Below are 17,976 nucleotides of genomic sequence, written 5' to 3' on the forward strand. Positions count from 1 at the left end.
TCACCGTGGGGTGGCAGCGTTGAAGACCGGCTTCGGCACCGCGACCTGGTTGAGCCCCCAGCGGGACATGATCCCGACGTAGGTGCCGTTCTCGAAAAGCTCCTCGAACGCCTTCTGCAGCACCGGGCCCAGGCCGGACGACTTGGGGACGTACAACGCCAGATCGTCCTTGCTCGCCCCTTGCGCTTCGGTCTGCGTGACGTACTTGTTCCCGCCCTGCCGCTGGGTGACGTCGATCGCCGCGGCTTCGGTCATCCCCGCGGCGTCCGCACGGCCCGAGCGGGTGGCCAGCAGGGTGGCGTCGGTGTCGTCGAGGCCGACGGTCTGCGTTGCTTTCCGCTTGCTGTCGGTGCAGAACCGGGACAGCTTGTTCAGCTGCTCTTCGACGACGCTGGCGGTCACCACCGCGATGCGCTTGCCGCAGAGGTCTTCGACCCGCGCGATCCCGGCCGTCGAGTCCGTGGGGAAGACGTAGGCGGTGCGGGTGGTCATCCAGGTGATCGTGTCGAACTGCTTCTCGCGCTCGGCGGTGACCTTGACCGGGCCGTTGAACGCGTCGTACCGGTCGGCCAGCATGCCCTGCAGCGCGGCCGGCAGCCCGGCGACGACGAGGGTCTGCGTCTTGACGCCGAGCACCTGGCCGAGCGCGGCCTGGAAGTCGGCGTCGATCCCGGTGACCGTGCCGTCCGGCGCCACCGTGCGGTAGGGCGGGTGGGAGTCACCGGCGAACCGGAGCACCCCGGCGTCCTTGATCGCCTGCGGCAGGGCGTCGTGCAAGGCCGGCACCACCGGGAGGTTCGTCCCGGTGGCCAGGCTCGGGGAGCCGCCACCCACCGTGCACCCGGTGGCGGCCAGCCCGAAGGCGGCCGCCGCGAGGATCGCACTCCGGCTTCGTCGGCGAAGTGAAGATCGCACAAGACTCCTTTTCGGACGGTCACATCAGGGCATCGAGCCATTCGGTCATTCGCGCGGTCAGTCCGTCGCCGGTGCGGGCGTCGACGTTGTCGGCGTGCAGTTCGAGCACCGGGATGCCCGCCGCGCGCAGGGCGCGGGTGGTGAAGTAGCTGCCGCGGGCGTCGTCGGAAACGAGGTGCACCACGCCATCCACACCGTGGTGCCGGGCTTCCTTGACGTACCACTCCGCCGACCACGGCGGCGTGTACAGCTGGTCGCTGAAGGCGGCGAAGCGGGCGGCCAGTGCCCGCAGCGGGTCGTCGCCGTAGCGCAGGTAGCCGTCGGCGGCGATGGCGAGGTACATCGACCACACGAAGACCGCGCCGTGCGACTCCTGGAACCGCCGGTAGAAGTCGAGGTCGAACCACAGCCCGCGGCCGATCCACATCAGCCGCCGCCGCTCGTCCGGGCACACCGCGACACCGGCGTCGATCCGGTCGCGGACCTCGTCGTGGAACGCGCGCGCGGCGTCGCGCGCCCATGCGGTGCCGCGGTGCCACTGGGGCACCATGACGCTGGGGATGCCGTCGGTGACGGCGATCGGGCACGGCCGGGCCGCCGCGATCAGGTCGCGCGTGCGGCGGTTCCACTCCTGCTGCTCGTTGACCAGGTCCAGGACTTCGCGGAACCGGGTCTCGGAGAACACCCGGCCGGTGGTCTGCTCCAGGAACCGGATCAGCCCGGTCAGCTCGCCGGTCAGCAGGTCGAGCCGGTCGCTGCCGATCGCCTCTTCCCAGCGGTGCGGCATCAGCTCCCACCACCGCTCCGGGACCTCGTTCTCCGCCGCGCTTTCCAGGGGGTAGTAGGTGACGCCGGGCTGGGCGTCCCAGACGTCGAAGATCTTGCGGGACGCGTCCCCGGTCGTCTCGCCGAGCACGATCGACGGCTTCGGCAGCCCGCCCCACGGCGCCTGGCCGGGATCATCCTCGAACGCCGACGCGAGCGAGGTGGCGCTGTACTGCTCGACGTAGTCGGGGTAGCCGCGGTCGCGCAGCAGGCCGAGGTAGCGCTGCGTCTGGCGTTTCGCGGCGACGATCGAGGCCCACCACTGGTTGACCACGTACGGGATGCCCATCGCGCGGAAGATCTCCTGCGGCGCGTCCGCGTTGACCAGTGCCAGCGGGCCACCCTCGTCGCGCAGCCGGGCGAACCACTCGCGCTGGTAGGCGGTCGCGGTGGTCGCCGACGCCAGCCGGGCCGTCATGCCGCCGCTCCGGCCGGGACGAGCGCCGCCAGCGCCTCGGGCGTCAGCTCGCCGTACGGCTGGCGCTCCGCCAGGACCACCGGCAGTCCCGTCGCGGCCCGCTGCTCCGGGAAGTCCCACGGCGGCGCGTCGTCGTGGATGCGTGCGTAGGAAAACAGGATCTCGGCACCGCAGGCGCGCGCGGCGGACGCGGTGTGTGCGGCCCGCTGCCGGATCGACGCGCGCGCCGCGGCCGGGCCGTTGTACTGGTAGCGCTCGGCCAGCGCGAGTTCCGTCGGCGCCGCGCAGGTGCGGGCGAAGAGCAGCTCGCCCCAGTCGTGATCCTCCCCCACGACGAGGAAACCGTTGCGCTCCAAGGTTTCGTACACGGCCGGGCCGTCGTGGGAACTTCCCGTGAGGAACAGCCCGACCCCTTCGGTCTCACGCGGGTCGGCGGATACGCCGTCGACGAGCGCGATGGCCTCGGTGACCGGCAATGCGGTGGTCCGGGCGACGACTTCGAGGAACCGGGTGCCGCTCAAGCGGTTGGCCCGGCGCAGGTCGGCGAGCCGCCCGAGCGACCGCCGCAGGGTGTCGTGCGCGGTGATGGCCGCGGCGAGGTCGTCGTCGGTGATGGGCCGCCACTGCCCCAGCCACTCGCGCAGCTGGGCGATCTTCGCGTGGACGTACCGGGTGGTGGTGTGGTGCGGCAGGTGCAGGACGTCGACCAGGCGCACCGGCGGCAACCCCAGCTCCGGCTCGACGCGGTGCAGCTCGCGCAAGGCGTAGAACAGCCGCAAGGACGCCTCGCAATCGCGGGAGACCACGATGGCTTCGAGCGGCCCGTAGGCGCCGGTGAGGATCCGCGTCAGGACCGACCGGGCGACCGGATCGACGCCACGGCCGAGGTAGCGGTCGCCGAGCGCGCTGTCCTCGCCCGGGTTCCCGGTCAGGCGCCGGGGCCGCAGTCCGGCCGCGGTGATCAGCTCGACCGGGACGTCGGCGCCGACATACCCGACGGTGCTCAAATCACGGCCTCCGAGACCAGCTCCGCCAGCTGCTCTTCGGTGTAGCCGAGCAGCTCGCGGTAGACGTGTTCGTTGTGCTCGCCGAGCCCCGGCGCGGGCCGGTCGAGGGCGACGCGGGCGGCGGAGAAGCGGATCGGCACCCCGGTCCCGGCCAGGTCGGCGACGTCCCCGTGCCGCGGGTGCCGCAGCGGCACCACCTCTTCGCGCGCCAGGACCAGCGGGTCCCGGATGGCGTCGCGCGGCTCCCGGACTTCGGCCGCGGGCACGCCTTCGGCGGTGAACGCGGCGAGGATCTCGGCGAGGGGCCGCACCCGGCACCACTCGCGGATGAGCCCGTGCAGTTCGTCGGCGGCGCGGACCCGCTGGTCGCGCGTGCGGTAGCGGTCGTCGTCGGCCAGCTCCGGGCGGCCGATCGCGCGGAGGACCCCGTGGGCGAAGGCGTCGGTCGGCGCGCAGAGGGCGAGGTAACCGTCCGAAGCGGGCAGGATCCCGAACGGCGCCAGCCGCGGCACCATCGACCCGGTGCGCTGCGGCAGGCCGACCGCGTCGAAGGCGTCGAACGGCTCGCACGCGACCAGCGACGTCAGCGCACCGAGCATCGACACGTCCACGTGCTGGCCCTCGCCGGTGTGCTCGGCCTGCAGCAGCGCCGACACCGTGCCGACCACAGCGAACAGTGGAGCGAGGAGGTCACCGATCGGCAGCCCGAAGCGGACCGGGCCCTCGTCGGGCTCGCCGGCGGTCAGCATCACGCCGCTCAGCGCCTGGATGATCGAGTCCATCGCCTTGCCGGACCCCGGGCCGCCCTGGGCGCCGAACCCGCTGATCGAGGTGTAGACCAGCCGCGGGTTGATTTCCCGGACGTCGTCGTAGGAGATGCCGAGCCGGTCGGTGACGCCCGGGCTGTAGTTCTCGACGAGCACGTCGGCGTCGCGGACGAGGTCGGTGAACACCGCGCGGGAGCGCGGGTTCTTCAGGTCGAGGGTGACGCTGAGCTTGTTGCGGCCGCGCAGCAGCATCGACACCGACAGGTCGTCGTCGTGCCGGCGGGCGAGGTTCAGGCCGTCGCGGCCGACGTAGGGCGCGTTGTTGCGCGACGAATCCCCGCCCGTGGCCGGGTTTTCCACCTTGATCACGGTGGCCCCGAGCCCGGCGAGCAGCAGCGTGGCGTACGGCCCGGCGAGCGCGGTGGTCAGGTCGATGACGGTGCGGCCGGCCAGTGGCTGGTCGGTCATGCGGGAACCCCCTCGGTGAGATCGACGAGCACTTCGGTGCCGCGGGTGGTGAACCGGCCGTTGAGGTTCGCGCCGCGGGTGATGTCCTCGATGTACTTCGCCACGGCTTCGCCTTCCGGCGTGCCGCCGACCGGGACCGGACGCCCCTGGTCGTCGACCCAGCAGGGGACGAAACCCGCTTCGCGCAGCCCGGTCTCGTCGAAGCGGCAGAAGGCGATGGCGGTGTTGCGGCTTTCCGGGTGGAACGGGAAGAACGGCATGTCCGGGTTCGGCGCGAAGCCGTAGAGCTTCGTCCGTCGTTCGGCCCACGCGCGCAGTTCGTCCGCGCCCACGCCCGCCCCCGGCGTCAAGGCGTGGGTGACGGTGGCGAAGTTGCCCAGGCCGTGGAAGATCGGCCGTCCTCTGTGGACTTCGATGCCGCGCATGATGTGCGGGTGGTGGGAGAACACCGCGTCGGCCCCGGCGTCGATCGCCGCGCGGGCGACCGGGCTCTCGTACATCGCGACGACGACCGGCGTGTGCCCGACGCCCTTGTGCAGCGCCACCATCACGACGTCGACCTCGGCCCGGAGGCGGCGGACGTCGCCGGCCATCGCGTCCAGGCTGTCCGGGTCGGCGAAGGTGTAGATCTTCGGCGGCCCGCCCGGGCTCGCGTGGTCGAGTTCGTAGTGGGTCAGGACGTGGACGTACGCGCAGCCGGGCTTGCGCGAGGTGGCCCAGGACTCGCGTGGGCCTACGCAGTTGTACGACAGGACGCCGATGCGCAGGCCGCCGCGTTCCACGATCGCCGGGCGCCGGGCCTGCGCGAGGTCCGGCCCGGCGCCGGTCGTCAGCATGCCCGCCGCGCGGGCGTAGGCGATGGTGTCGGCCAGTCCCCCGTCACCGGCGTCCATGACGTGGTTGCCCGCCAGGGTGGCCACCGCGAACCCGGCCTCGGCCACCGCTTTCAGCGCCGCGGGGTCCGCGGGCGGCGCGGGGACGTCGGTGCTGTGCTGGACCGCCGTGGTGGAGTGCGGGACCTCGATGTGGCCGATCGCCAGGTCCATCCCCTTCAGCACCGGCGCCGCCGGGGCGAGGAAGAACTCCGGGTCGGGCTCGTCCAGGATGAGGTCGCCGACGGCGCCGACAGTGATCACGAGACACCTTCCTTTTCGGACAGATGGCGGGACAGGAAGGCACGCAGCCGGTCCGTCCGCGGCCGGGTGAACAGCTCGGCCGGCGGGCCCTCCTCGACGATCCGGCCCGCTTCCATGAACACGCACCGGTCGGCGACCTCGCGCGCGAACGCCATTTCGTGGGTCACCACGACCATCGTGGTGCCCGCAGCGGCGAGGTTCCGCAACACGGCCAGCACTTCGTCGACCAGTTCCGGGTCGAGGGCACTGGTCGGCTCGTCGAACAGCATGATCCGCGGCCGGACCAGCACCGCGCGGGCGATGGCGACGCGCTGCTGCTGCCCGCCCGAAAGCTGGCGCGGGTAGTGGTCCTCGCGCCCGGCCAGCCCGATCCGCTCGAGCAGTTCCCGGGCCTCCCGCTCCACAGTGGACCGATCGCGGCCGTGGACGCGGATCGCCGCGTCGGTCACGTTGCGCAGCACGGTGAACTGCGGGAAGAGGTTGAACTGCTGGAAGACCATGCTCATCCGGCGCCGCTGCGCCGCGATCCGCCGCTCGGTCAGCGGGCGCAGGCCACCCGGCGAGCGGCGGTGGCCGAGCAGCTCGTCGTCGAGGTACATCGCGCCGCCGTCGATCGGTTCGAGCTGGTGGGCGCAGCGGACGAGCGTCGACTTGCCGGACCCCGACGGCCCGATGACCACCACCGTCTCGCCTTCGTGCACGTCGAGGCTGACCCCGGCCAGCGCGGTCACCGCGCCGAACTCCTTGCGGACGTCGCTGATCCGCAGCACCGGCGCGCTCATCGGGCACTCCGGTGGCCACGGGAGAAGCGGCGTTCCAGCCGGCGTTGCCCGGCGGTGAGAACCGTGACGACGACCAGGTACCAGAAGCACGCGACCAGCAGCATCGGCACGATCTCGTAGGTGCGGTTGTAGATGACCTGCACCGAGTGCAGCAGGTCGGACATCGCGATCACCGACACCAGCGCGGTGCCCTTGAGCACGTTGATGAACTGGCTGCCCGCGGGCGGGATGATCACGCGCATCGCCTGCGGCAGCACGATCCGCAGCAGCGTCTGGCCCGGCGGGTACCCCATCGCGCGGGCCGCGTCGCGCTGGCCGGGATCGACCGACAAGACCCCGGCGCGGAAGATTTCGGCCAGGTAGGCCGATTCGACGAGCGACAACCCGATCACCGCGGCGGTCAGCGGCGTGATGACGGAGTTGGCGTCCCACGTCCCGAACACCGGGCCGAACGGGATGCCGATCGACAGCTTCGGCAGCAGGTAAGCGAGGTTGAACCAGAAGATCAGCTGCACCAATGGCGGGATGCCGCGGAAAAGCCCGACCCACAGCGTCGCCACCCACCGCGCGGGCCCGAACCCGCTCAGCTGCATGGCCGCGACCACCCCGCCGGCGAGCGACCCGAGCACCATCGCCGCGACCGCGAGCAGCACCGTGGTGCCCAGGCCCGCCATTACGCTCTTCTCGAACAGGTACTTCACGACGACGTCCCACTGGAAGCGGGAGTTGCCGATCAGGAAGACGATCAGCTGGGCGGCCAGCACCGCCAGCACGAGCACGAACAGCCAGCGCAGCGGGCGGAAGCGGCCGCGGGCCCCGGCGACGTCGTCGCGGACCGGCGTGGTTTCCTCCACAGTGGACACCGCGGTCATTTCGCCGACGCCGCGTCGAAGATCGGCGCCGGGACCGTGACGTCCTGCAGGCCCCACTGCTTCATGATCCGGGCGTAGGTGCCGTTGCGGAACAGCTCCTCGAACGCCTTCTGCAGGACCGGGCCGAGCTTGCCCGCCTTCGGGGTGTACAGCGCGAGGTTGTCCTTCGTGGCGCCCTGTTCCTCGGTCTGCGTCACGTATTCGTACTGCCCCTTCTGCTGGGTGGTGACGTCGATCGCGGCGGCCTGGGTCATCCCGGCGGCTTCGGCGCGCCCGGACTTCGCGGCCAGCAGGGTGGCGTTCGTGTCGTCGAGCCCGACCACCTGCACGGCCGGGCGCTGCTGCTTCTCGCAGAACGCGGACAGCTTGGCGAGCTGGTCTTCCACGACGCTGGCGGTGACCACCGCGACGCGCTTGCCGCACAGGTCGTCCGCCCGCTTGATGCCGGCCGGGGAGCCTTCGGGGATCACGTAGGAGGTGCGGGTGGTCATCCACGTGACGGTGTCGAACTGCTTCTCACGCTCGGCCGTGGCCTTGACCGGCCCGTTGAAAGCCTCGTAGCGACCGCTGAGCATGCCCTGCAGCGCGGCCGGCAGGCCGCTGACGATGGTGGTTTCGGTGCGCACGCCCAAGAGCTGGCCGAGCGCCTGCTGGAAGTCGTGGTCGATGCCGGTCACCGTCTTGCCGTCCGGGCCGACCGTGCGGTACGGCGGGTGCGAGTCGCCGGCGAACCGGAGGACACCCGAGTCCTTCACGGCCTGCGGCAGCTGGTCGTGCAGCGCCTGGTCGGCGGTCAGGGCCGCGGCGGTGGGCGCCGCGGCGGGGCCGTCGTCGACCGTGCACCCGGCCAGCGCGAGTCCCGCGGCGACCGCGGCGAGCGTGCTTCGACGCCATTGACGAAGTGAGAAACCCATGTCGGTTACTTCCTACGGAAGGCAATAGGTTGCTAATCGAGTGCCGATCGTCGCATGATGTGTCGCGTGATTCAACCCCTCGATGCGTCCGCCTGGACGGCACTGCCACCATGGAGGCCATGGACACCCGCAGTGGGCAAGCGATGACAGCGACGCCCTCGGGCCCGCTGCCCCGCGCACAGCAGGGCGCCGAACCGCAGCTGCTGCTGACGTCCCTGCTCGGCGACTTCTGGTACTGGCGCGACGAGCACATCCCCTCGGCCGCGCTGGTCGAGCTGCTCGGCGAGTTCGACATCAGCCCGGCGAGCGCGCGGGCGGCGATCCGCCGCCTGTCCGCCCGCGGCCTGCTGACCGTGTCGCGCAGTGGACGGACCACGGCCTACGGCATCCCCGCCCGCACGTCCGAGGTGATCATCGAGCGCACGCACCGGATGCTGACCTTCGGCACCACCCCGCCCGAGTGGGACGGCCGGTGGACGGTGGTCACCTTTTCCGTGCCGGAGCAGGACCGCGGGCTGCGCACGGCCTTGCGCTCGCGACTGCGGGTCCTGCGCTTCGCCGCGCTCTACGACGGCGTCTGGGTCAGCCCGCACGACCTGACCGGCCCGGCGCTGGCCGCGCTGGACGAGCTCGGCCTCCGCAGCGCGACGGTCTTCCGCGCCACCGAGGTCCCCGGGTCGGCCGCGGCGGTCACGGCGTTCGACCTCGAACCGCTGGCCCGCGAGTACGGGCAGTTCGTCGAGCGCTACGAGCAGGTGCTCACCGGGCTGGAAGCCGGCCTGATCAGCCCGGCGCAGGCGCTGCGCACCCGGACCGAGCTGCGCGTGGACTGGCGCCGGTTCCCGGAGACCGATCCCGACCTGCCCGCCGAACTGCTGCCCGCGGACTGGGCGCGCGACCGGGCCCAGAAGGTGTTCCTCCAGATCTACGACCGGCTCGGCCCGCTCGCCGAGCTCCGGTTCCGCCAGGTGCTGGCCGCCACGGACCCCGCGCTGGCCGAGTTCGCGTCCCACCACGACTCGGTCAAGGTGGCCGCGTTGTTCGCCGGGCTCGGCGACCGCCACCCGGCCGGCGACACGCCGTTCGAGCAGGCGGCCGAGGCGCGCCGCCTGGACGACGCACGGCGCCGGTAAGGGCGGCACTTCCCGCGTCGTCCGAACGGCCACGTGGGCTCGAAAGTCGATCGAAACTCTTTGCGGACCGGCGCTGAACCGTGTTCTTCTGCTGACGGTAAGCAACACCGTCGATGCGTGCCGTTAAGGAGACCACCCATGGCAGGAAGTTCGCCGAGCCCGCGCAGCAGATGGTGGCGATCACCCGCCACCAGGGCACTGGCCGGAGTGGCCACCGTGGCCGCGACGGCCGCTGTCCTGGTCACCGCGCCCGGCGCCGACGCCGCCGCCAGCACTCTGGGTGCCGCGGCCGCGCAGTCCGGCCGGTACTTCGGCACGGCCATCGCGGCCGGCCGGCTCAACGACTCGACGTACACCTCGATCGCCTCGCGCGAGTTCAACATGGTGACGCCCGAGAACGAGATGAAGCCCGACGCGACCGAGCCCAACCAGAACCAGTTCAACTTCTCCTCCGGCGACCAGATCTACAACTGGGCCGTCGGCCACGGCGCCAAGGTCCGCGGCCACACCCTCGCCTGGCACGCCCAGCAGCCGGGCTGGATGCAGAACATGGGCGGCAGTTCACTCCGCAACGCGATGATCAACCACATCCAGAAGGTGATGGCCCACTACCAAGGCAAGCTCGCCTACTGGGACGTGGTCAACGAAGCCTTCAACGAGGACGGCAGCCGCCGCTCGTCGAACCTGCAGAGCACGGGCAACGACTGGATCGAGGTCGCGTTCAAGACCGCGCGCGCGGCCGACCCGTCGACGAAGCTCTGCTACAACGACTACAACATCGACAACTGGAACTACGGCAAGACCCAGGGCGTGTACCGCATGGTGCAGGACTTCAAGTCCCGCGGCGTGCCGATCGACTGCGTCGGCCTGCAGGCCCACTTCACCGGCGGCAGCTCCGTCCCGAGCAACCTCCAGACGACGATCTCCAGCTTCGCGGCGCTCGGCGTCGACGTGGCGCTGACCGAGGTCGACGTCACGAACGCGAACACTTCGCAGTACGCGGCGCTGACCCAGGCGTGCATGAACGTCGCGCGCTGCGTCGGCATCACCGTGTGGGGCGTGCGGGACAGCGACTCGTGGCGCTCCAGTGAGAGTCCCCTGCTGTTCGACGGCAACGGGAACAAGAAGGCCGCGTACAACTCGGTGCTGAACGTCCTCAACTCCGGCGGCGGGACGACCACCACACCGACGACCCCGACGGGCCCCACGACGACACCGACGGGGCCCACGACGACCCCGACCACGCCGGGCGGCGGCAGCTGCACCGCCTCGCTGTCGGCGGGACAGTCGTGGAGTGACCGGTACAACCTCAACGTCTCGGTGAGCGGCGCCAGTTCGTGGACGGTCACCATGACCGTACCGAGTCCCGCGCGGATCAGCGCGACCTGGAACATCAACGCGACGTGGCCGAGCAGCCAGGTCCTCGTCGCGACGCCCAACGGAAACGGCAACAACTGGGGCGTCACCATCCAGCACAACGGGAACTGGAACTGGCCCAGCGTCAGTTGCAGCACTTCCTGAGGGGGTGACAGGGGCTCGTTCGCCGGGACTCACCGGTGAACGAGCCCCTTTCCCCAGCGCCGAAATGTTAGCGATAACAGTGCCCTGACCAGGAGAGGTCCTCATGAACGAAGCAGGTACCGGCCGCAGGTTCGCGGCACTCGCCGCCGCGACGACCGTCGCGGCGGCCGTCGTTTCGGCGGTGACCTTGGGAGCCGGCGCGGCCTCGGCCGACGTCACCGGTTCCTTGCGCGGCACCGGGTCGGGCCGGTGCCTGGACGTCCCGAACGCCAGCCAGACCGACGGGACGGCCGTGCAGATCTACGACTGCTGGGGCGGTTCCGGCCAGCAGTGGACGTCGACGTCGGCCGGCGAGCTGACGGTGTTCGGCGGCAAGTGCCTGGACGTACCCGGCAGCGCGACCACCGCCGGCACCCGGCCGCAGATCTGGACCTGTCACGGCGGCGCCAACCAGCAGTGGCGCGTGAACGCCGACGGCACCGTGGTCGCGGTGCAGTCCGGGCTCTGCCTGGACGTCACCGGCGCCGGGACCGCCAACGGCACGGCGGTGCAGCTCTGGACCTGCACCGGGGCCAGCAACCAGAAATGGACCGGCCTGTCGAGCACCCCGACGACGACGCCGACCACCACCACGACCGGCGGCAGCAGCTGCTCGCTGCCGTCGAGCTACCGCTGGTCCTCGACCGGCGTCCTCGCCCAGCCCAAGAACGGCTGGGTCTCGCTCAAGGACTTCACCAACGTCGTCTACAACGGAAAACACCTCGTCTACGCGTCCAACGTCTCCGGCTCCACCTATGGCTCGATGGCCTTCACGCCGTTCACCAACTGGTCCGACATGGCCTCCGCCGGGCAGACCGGCATGAGCCAAAGCGCGGTGGCGCCCACCCTGTTCTACTTCGCACCGAAGAACATCTGGGTACTCGCCTACCAATGGGGCGCGTGGCCGTTCATCTACCGCACCTCCAGCGACCCCACCAACCCCAACGGCTGGTCCTCGCCGCAAGCGCTGTTCACCGGCAGCATCTCCGGCTCCAGCACCGGCCCGATCGACCAGACGCTCATCGCCGACGGCTCGAACATGTACCTCTTCTTCGCCGGTGACAACGGAAAGATCTACCGAGCCAGCATGCCCATCGGGAACTTCCCCGGCAGCTTCGGCTCCAACTACACCACCGTCATGAGCGACTCCACCAACAACCTGTTCGAAGCCGTCCAGGTCTACAAGGTCCAGGGCCAGAACCAGTACCTCATGATCGTCGAATCCATCGGCGCGAACGGACGCTACTTCCGTTCGTACACGGCAAGCAGCCTCAGCGGCTCGTGGACTCCGCAGGCCACCAGCGAAAGCAACCCCTTCGCGGGCAAGGCCAACAGCGGCGCCAGCTGGACCAACGACATCAGCCACGGCGACCTCGTCCGCACCAACCCCGACCAGACGATGACCGTGGATCCCTGCAACCTCCAGCTGCTCTACCAAGGGAAGTCGCCGTCCGCCAGTGGCCCCTACGACCAGCTGCCCTGGCGGCCGGGTGTCCTGACGCTGCAACGCTGATTCAGCGGTCTTGGTCGGCGTGTTTCCACCAAAAGGCCGTCCCCAGCACTCCGGCGACGCCGGCTACGGCCACGAGGCCGTAGCCGACGGGCCCGGGTGGCTGGCGGCCGGCGATGTCGCTGACGAGGGCGGGTACGGTCCACGGGAAGTACGGGCCGTACCCGAGCAGGGCGATGACCTGGGCGAGGAAGACGGCGAGGAACAGGGCACCGACCCCGGCGAGGTAGCCGCGGCCGACGCTGGCGGCGAGGGCGAACGGGGTCGCGACGGCGATCGTCAGCACCGCGGTGAGCAGCAGTTTCGCCAGACCGGTCGCGGCGACCGCGGCCGACCAGCCGGACAGGCCGAGCGCGGCGCCGATCGCCAGCCCGAGCAGGTACGTCTGCCCGGTGAGCACCAGCGACCAGCCCGTGGTGACGGCGAACTTCGCGCCGACGAGCGTGGTGCGCGGAGTGGGCAGGGCCAGCAGGTCCTTGGCGGTGCCCTGGCTGAATTCGCGGCCGAACGTCCAGATCACGATGACACCGAAGAGAACGGCGCCGCCGACGGCGATGATCTGGGCGAGCAGCGCGAAGTAGGCTGGCCAGTCGGCGGTGCCGCCGGTGAGCGCGGCCTTGGTGCCGAGCAAGCCGAGGGCCCGCGCGCGGCGGACGTCCTGCAGGATGAACATGATCAGGCCGCCGAAGCCGGCCGCGACGGTGAACGCCGCGACCGTGACCCATGGCAGCCGGGAGCGGCGGGCCTTGAGCAGTTCGGTCCGGACCGCGGCCGTGGCGGTGCTCATGACCGGCCGACCAGGCGCAGGAAGCAGGTCTCGAGGTCGTCCTGCTCCACGGCGAGCCGGGTGGGCGGGCAGCCCGCGGTCACGAGCTGGGTGGCGATCTCTTCGGGGTGGTGGATCGCGCGGTCACCGGTGAGGGCGAGCCCGCCCTCCTCGTCGGAGACGGCGTGCCCGGCCGCGCGCAACACCGCCGTCGCGCGACCGGAATCGTGGACCTCGACGCGCAACCGCGGGCGTGACCGGCCGGCCAGGTCGGCGGCGGCGCCTTCCCAGACCAGCCGTCCGTGGTCGAGGACGCCGATGCGGGTGGCCAGGCGGGCGACTTCGGTGAGGATGTGGCTGGAGAGCAGGATTGTCACCCCGTCGTGGTGGGCGAGGTCGTGCAGCAGGTTCCGGATCTCGGCGACGCCCGCGGGGTCGAGGCCGTTGGCGGGTTCGTCGAGGATCAGCAGCTCGGGCCGGTGCAGCAGCGCTTTGGCCAGTGCGAGGCGCTGCTTGTTGCCCAGCGAGAGGGTTTGCGCGCGGCGGTGGGCGTGGGGTCGCAGGCCGAGCCGGGCGATGGCATCGGTCACGGCGTGCTCGTCGCGCAGGCCACGGAGCTGCGCGATCACCTGGAGGTTTTCGGTCACGGTGAGCTCGGGGTAGGCGGCGGGAGTCTCGACCAGGTACCCGACCCGGGCCCAGCCGGCGTTGTGGCCGGGCCGGACCCGTTCCCCGAACAGCGACACCTCACCGCGGGTCGGGCGCAGCAGGCCGAGCAGCATCCGGATGGTCGTGGTCTTGCCGGCGCCGTTGAGGCCGAGCAGGGCGTAGATCTCACCGGGTGCGACGCGCAGTGTCACCTCGTCCACGGCCCGGACGTCGCGGTACTGCTTGGTCAGGTGGACGGCGTCGATCGTCATGGGAGCCTCGTTTCGCGCGCAGGACTGTCGCGCCGACCAGGCTTCCCGGCACACCCGGGGCCAGCGTACTCCCGCGGCGCGCCTGAGTGTCCTCAATGGACGGTATCGGCCAGCACCGAGCGCTCGATCTCCGACACCGGCAGGTCGCGCCCGGCCGGCTGCAGGTAGCGGGCGGTGAACTCCGCCGGCCCGAGCTGTTCGCGTTCCCGCCACCCGTACTCGGCGAGCAGCCCCGCGACCTCGCCGGGCGCCAGCCCGAACCGCCAGAGCCGCCACTTGACCACGAAGTCCTCGTAGGCCGCGCGTGCCCCGTAGAACTGCTCGCCGTCGAGGAAGTCCTTGCGGAGGTAGGTGAAGGCCAGCCGGCTGCCCGGCGCGAGGTCGGCCAGCTGCTCGAGGGTGTGCCGCACGGCGGGTTCGGTGAGGTACTGGGTCACCGCCTCCCACACGACGAAGGTCTTCCGTCCGCCGGTGAAGCCGTGGCGGCGCAGTTCCGCCCGGAAGTCCTGGGTCTCGAAGTCCACCGGGACCAGCGTGACGTCCCCGGGGACCCGGCCGAACCGCCTGCGCAGCGCGGCGGCCTTGCGGGCCGTGTTGGCCGGCAGGTCCACCTCGTAGACCGGGATCCCGCGCAGCCGGGGCAGCCGGTAGGCCCGGGTGTCGAACCCGGCACCGAGGATCACCACGGCGTCGAGCCCACCGGCCGCGGCGTCGAGCAGCTGGTCGTCGACGTAGCGCTTGCGGCAGAGCATGCTCGCCCACAGCCCCGGCATCTTCTTCTCGGTCGTCGACCAGCGGCGCGGGCTCGAACTGCTCGACGGCCACGATGACCATCGGCCCCAGCGCGGTCCCGTCGGCGGTCTTGCTCATGGCGTGCTCCTCGGTCGGCGAAAGAAGACGCTCAACCACCGTACGGCTACTCCTGGCCGAACACGTCGCTCACCCAATCGGCGATGTAAGTGCTGACGTGCCCCAGATGGTCCAGCCCGATGTGCTCACTCCCCCCTTCCTCGACGCTGAAGATCCGCAGGTCCCGCCGCGGGCTGCCCACCGCCTGCTCGTACGAGCGGTGCGCGTACGCCACCGGGATCTGCCGGTCGCGTTCGCCGTGGCAGATGAGGAACGGCACGGTGATGTGCTCGACGACGCCGTCGAGGTTGATGCAGTCGGCGAACGCGATGAACTCGTCCAGGTCTTCGTGGCCCCACACCCACCGGACGTGCTCCCAGTAGTGCGGCACCGGGCGCTCGCCTTCGCGTTCCAGCCGGCGCCGCTGCACCGCGCCCCAGTCGTGGTTGGCGCCCCACGCGACGACCAGCGCGAGCCGCTTCTCGAAGGCGGCGGCGCGCGGGGCGTAGTAGCCGCCGAGCGACCAGCCGACCAGGCCGATCCGGGCCGGGTCGACGTCGTCGCGGGTTTCGAGGTAGTCGACGCAGGCGCTCGCCCACGCCTCGGTGTCGACGCGGGCGGTGAGGCCCTGCACGCGCAGCGCCTCACCGGAACCGGGGCAGTCGACCATCAGGGCCGAGATGCCGCGTGCGGCCAGCTCTTCCCAGTGCCCGGAGGCGTACATGTGCTCCTTGGTCGAGTCCAGCCCGTTCCACATGATCATGACCGGGGCGTGCTCGCCGGCGGAGCTGAAGTACGCCGGCAGCGTCGTGCCCTCGTACGGGACCTCGACCCGGGTGATGCCCGGGTCCTTGAGGTCGAACGCCTTCTGCTGCAGCTCCAGCACGCGCCGGTAGCTGTCGAGCCGGCCCTCGGCGGACGCGCTCTGGAGGCGTTCGGCCTGCGAAAGATAATTGGTGGCGCGCGCGTACAGCTGCCCGGCGGTCCGCAGGTGGCCGGTCTTCTCGGCTTCCTCGGCCTGCGCGACGAGCTGGTCGGTCAGCGCCGTCCAGGCGCGCAGGAAGTCCGGGGTGCCCGCGTCCTCGCCGCGGGTGGCCGCCTCACGGATGGGGCGGCAGGCCCGGTCGACCTCGTCGATGAGCCCGCCGCTGTTGAGCGTCGCGACGACCCCCAGGCTCCACGGGTAGTTCTCGGGGAAGTACTCGAACACGGTGATCCTTTCGTTGTCGTCATCGCGTGCGCTGTCTCGGCCGCGGGCGGGCGGGGGCCACCGGCGGCAGCGCGGAACCGGCGACGACGGTGTTGCGGATCGTCCCCAGCCCCTCGACCGTCATCTCGACGACGTCGCCCGGGGCCAGCGGCGGGAGGTCCCGGCCCCGGCCCCACAGCTCGGCCAGGCAGCCGCCGTTGCCGCAGGTGCCCGACCCGAGCACGTCCCCGGCGCGGACCCACGTGCCCCGCGAGGCGTAGGAGACCAGCTCGGCGAACGGCCAGCCCATGTTCGACAGCAGGTCGTGCCCGACGCGCACGCCGTTGACCGCGACGGTCATCTCGAGCGCGAGGAAGCCGTCCTCGTCGTGGTGCGCCGCCAGCTCGTCCGCGGTCACCAGCCACGGCCCCAGGGTGGTGGCGGAGTCCTTGCCCTTGGCCGGCCCGAGCTGGACCTTCATCTCCCGGCGCTGCAGGTCGCGGGCGGACCAGTCGTTGAGGATGGTGTACCCGAAGATCGCCTCCCGGGCCCGCGCGGGATCCAGGGACGCGCCGCCGCGGCCGATGACCGCGGCGACCTCCAGCTCGAAGTCGAACAGCTCGCAGCCCGGCGGGACCGGGACGTCGTCGTGGGCGCCGAGCAGCGCGTACGGGTTGGTGAAGTAGAAGGTCGGGGCCTGGTACCACTCGGGCGGCACCCCGGCCCCGCCGGACACGCTCGCGACGACGCCTTCGACGTGCTCCTCGAAGGCCACGAAGTCCCGGACGGTGGGCGGGTCCAGCGGCGGCAGCAACCGCACGGCGGACAGCGGCACCGCCGGTCGCCGCAGCGCCGCCGTCCCGGCTTCGAGCGCGGCGGGCAACCCGGCGCGCACAAGATCGAGCACAGTTGTCTTTTCCGGCAACGGATGCAGCCCGTCGTCGCCGGCGATTCCGGAGTGGACGGTCCCGTCCAGCTCGTAAGTGGCGAACCTCATGGCTACACCGGCGGGGCGACGAAGAGACCCTTGTCGGGGTCGTTGAACGACTTCCGCGCGACGAACTCGTTCATCGCGTTCGCCGTCCCCCACTGGTCGGAGACCTCCGGCTTGCTGAAGTCGTAGAGGTGGGGGTGCCAGGTGTCCTCGTCGACCTCGTCCAGCTCGGTCGTGTATTCGAGGGTGTTGCCGTGCGGGTCGAGGAAGTAGGAGAACGTGTTGTTCCCGGCGAGGTGCCGGCCCGGGCCCCAGATCTTTTCCACTCCGGCGCGCAGCAGGCGGCCGGTGCCGCGCATGTACTCGTCCAGCCCGCGCAGTTCGAAGGACGCGTGGTGCAGCGACGGGTGCGGCCCGCGGGCGATCGCGACGCTGTGGTGCCAGGCGTTGATCCGCAGGAACCACATCATCTCGCCCATCCGCGGGTGCATGAGCGTGTCCGAGAGCCGGAACCCGAGGTGGCGTTCGTAGAACGCGCGTGTGCCCTCGGGATCCGCGGAGTTGATGACCACATGCGACAGTCGCACCGGGACGGATTCACCGGCTTCGACCTTGCGGTGCGCGCGGATCGCGACGTCGGCGCTGACCTCGATCGTGCGGCCTTCGTTGTCGAAGAACCGGAAACCGTAGCCGCCACCCGGCGTCAGGAGGGTCTTCGGTTCGTGGACGAGGGTGACGCCGGAAGTCGCCAGGCGCGCGGCGAGGGTGTCGACGTCGGCCGGGGTGGCGGCGCCGAACGCGATCAGGTCGATCCGCTTGTCCTCGGCTTGGCGCAGCCGGACGACGTACTGCTCGGGCGAGCCCGCCGCGGCGAGGAACGCGATGCCGGTGTCGGTGTGCTCGGTGCTCAGGCCCCAGGCGCCGGTGAAGAAGTCGCGCTGCCGGGCGAAGCCGGGCACGGCGAGGTCGACGTGCCGCAGGTGGGTGATCAGGCGGTCGGTCACGGATTCC

Annotated in this window: 17 protein-coding genes; 3 read left to right on the plus strand and 14 right to left on the minus strand. The window is 71.0% G+C overall.

Annotation, left to right across the window (positions count from 1 at the left end; all coding sequences use genetic code 11):
* Genes H4696_RS14335 through H4696_RS14370 form a run of 8 tightly spaced genes read right to left on the minus strand, consistent with a single transcriptional unit; the run spans position 1 to position 8,104 of the window.
* Positions 1 to 915, minus strand: coding sequence for a transporter substrate-binding domain-containing protein (locus H4696_RS14335; protein WP_169735090.1), 915 nt, complete (start codon positions 913 to 915; stop codon positions 1 to 3).
* A 19-nt stretch (positions 916 to 934) separates the two neighbouring features.
* Positions 935 to 2,158 carry a 2-hydroxyacyl-CoA dehydratase family protein gene (locus tag H4696_RS14340; protein ID WP_086863046.1) on the minus strand — a complete coding sequence of 408 codons (1,224 nt, stop codon included), beginning with the start codon at positions 2,156 to 2,158 and terminating at the stop codon, positions 935 to 937.
* On the minus strand, positions 2,155 to 3,165 hold the full coding sequence (locus H4696_RS14345; protein ID WP_086863045.1) for a 2-hydroxyacyl-CoA dehydratase family protein: 1,011 nt from the start codon (positions 3,163 to 3,165) through the stop codon (positions 2,155 to 2,157). The genes H4696_RS14340 and H4696_RS14345 overlap by 4 nt, the downstream gene beginning before the upstream one ends.
* Positions 3,162 to 4,400, minus strand: a complete 1,239-nt coding sequence (locus H4696_RS14350; RefSeq protein ID WP_192782310.1) for a CaiB/BaiF CoA transferase family protein — start codon at positions 4,398 to 4,400, stop codon at positions 3,162 to 3,164. The genes H4696_RS14345 and H4696_RS14350 overlap by 4 nt, the downstream gene beginning before the upstream one ends.
* Positions 4,397 to 5,536: a CapA family protein gene (locus H4696_RS14355; RefSeq protein ID WP_086856402.1), complete on the minus strand. Its 1,140-nt coding sequence runs from the start codon at positions 5,534 to 5,536 to the stop codon at positions 4,397 to 4,399. The genes H4696_RS14350 and H4696_RS14355 overlap by 4 nt, the downstream gene beginning before the upstream one ends.
* Positions 5,533 to 6,318 carry an amino acid ABC transporter ATP-binding protein gene (locus tag H4696_RS14360; RefSeq protein WP_086856403.1) on the minus strand — a complete coding sequence of 262 codons (786 nt, stop codon included), beginning with the start codon at positions 6,316 to 6,318 and terminating at the stop codon, positions 5,533 to 5,535. Before H4696_RS14360 ends, H4696_RS14355 begins: the two co-directional genes overlap by 4 nt.
* A complete protein-coding gene (locus tag H4696_RS14365) occupies positions 6,315 to 7,190 on the minus strand; it encodes an amino acid ABC transporter permease (protein ID WP_086856404.1) in 876 nt (291 codons plus the stop codon). Before H4696_RS14365 ends, H4696_RS14360 begins: the two co-directional genes overlap by 4 nt.
* Positions 7,187 to 8,104: a transporter substrate-binding domain-containing protein gene (locus tag H4696_RS14370; protein WP_086856405.1), complete on the minus strand. Its 918-nt coding sequence runs from the start codon at positions 8,102 to 8,104 to the stop codon at positions 7,187 to 7,189. Before H4696_RS14370 ends, H4696_RS14365 begins: the two co-directional genes overlap by 4 nt.
* 119 nt (positions 8,105 to 8,223) lie before the next feature.
* Here H4696_RS14370 and H4696_RS14375 point away from each other — a divergent pair, with 119 nt between their 5' ends.
* The 3 genes from H4696_RS14375 (at position 8,224) to H4696_RS14385 (ending at position 12,310) form a co-directional block, all read left to right on the plus strand.
* Positions 8,224 to 9,237 carry a PaaX family transcriptional regulator gene (locus H4696_RS14375; protein WP_086856406.1) on the plus strand — a complete coding sequence of 338 codons (1,014 nt, stop codon included), beginning with the start codon at positions 8,224 to 8,226 and terminating at the stop codon, positions 9,235 to 9,237.
* Between the two features lie 138 nt (positions 9,238 to 9,375).
* The gene (locus tag H4696_RS14380; RefSeq protein ID WP_086856407.1) at positions 9,376 to 10,758 is read left to right on the plus strand and encodes a glycoside hydrolase family 10 protein; all 1,383 of its coding nucleotides are present in this window, start codon (positions 9,376 to 9,378) and stop codon (positions 10,756 to 10,758) included.
* Between the two features lie 103 nt (positions 10,759 to 10,861).
* Entirely contained in the window at positions 10,862 to 12,310 is a 1,449-nt protein-coding gene (locus tag H4696_RS14385; RefSeq protein WP_086856408.1) for a non-reducing end alpha-L-arabinofuranosidase family hydrolase, read from the plus strand.
* Position 12,311: 1 nt separating this feature from the next.
* On the opposite strand, the gene H4696_RS14390 is transcribed toward H4696_RS14385, so the two are convergent.
* The 6 genes from H4696_RS14390 to H4696_RS14415 form a co-directional block, all read right to left on the minus strand.
* Positions 12,312 to 13,094, minus strand: coding sequence for an ABC transporter permease (locus tag H4696_RS14390; protein WP_086856409.1), 783 nt, complete (start codon positions 13,092 to 13,094; stop codon positions 12,312 to 12,314).
* Positions 13,091 to 13,993 (minus strand): ABC transporter ATP-binding protein, encoded by a 903-nt coding sequence (locus H4696_RS14395; protein WP_086856410.1) that lies wholly within the window; start codon positions 13,991 to 13,993, stop codon positions 13,091 to 13,093. Before H4696_RS14395 ends, H4696_RS14390 begins: the two co-directional genes overlap by 4 nt.
* A gap of 92 nt (positions 13,994 to 14,085) precedes the next feature.
* Positions 14,086 to 14,766, minus strand: coding sequence for a class I SAM-dependent methyltransferase (locus H4696_RS14400; RefSeq protein WP_225955685.1), 681 nt, complete (start codon positions 14,764 to 14,766; stop codon positions 14,086 to 14,088).
* 143 nt (positions 14,767 to 14,909) lie between these two features.
* Positions 14,910 to 16,052, minus strand: a complete 1,143-nt coding sequence (locus H4696_RS14405) for an alpha/beta hydrolase family protein (RefSeq protein ID WP_086856411.1) — start codon at positions 16,050 to 16,052, stop codon at positions 14,910 to 14,912.
* Between the two features lie 19 nt (positions 16,053 to 16,071).
* Positions 16,072 to 17,028: a fumarylacetoacetate hydrolase family protein gene (locus H4696_RS14410; RefSeq protein ID WP_086856412.1), complete on the minus strand. Its 957-nt coding sequence runs from the start codon at positions 17,026 to 17,028 to the stop codon at positions 16,072 to 16,074.
* Positions 17,029 to 17,030: 2 nt separating this feature from the next.
* Positions 17,031 to 17,969, minus strand: coding sequence for a VOC family protein (locus H4696_RS14415; RefSeq protein WP_086856413.1), 939 nt, complete (start codon positions 17,967 to 17,969; stop codon positions 17,031 to 17,033).
* Positions 17,970 to 17,976 lie beyond the last annotated feature (7 nt).

This window comes from Amycolatopsis lexingtonensis, from assembly GCF_014873755.1.
Classification (GTDB): Bacteria; Actinomycetota; Actinomycetes; order Mycobacteriales; family Pseudonocardiaceae; genus Amycolatopsis; species Amycolatopsis lexingtonensis.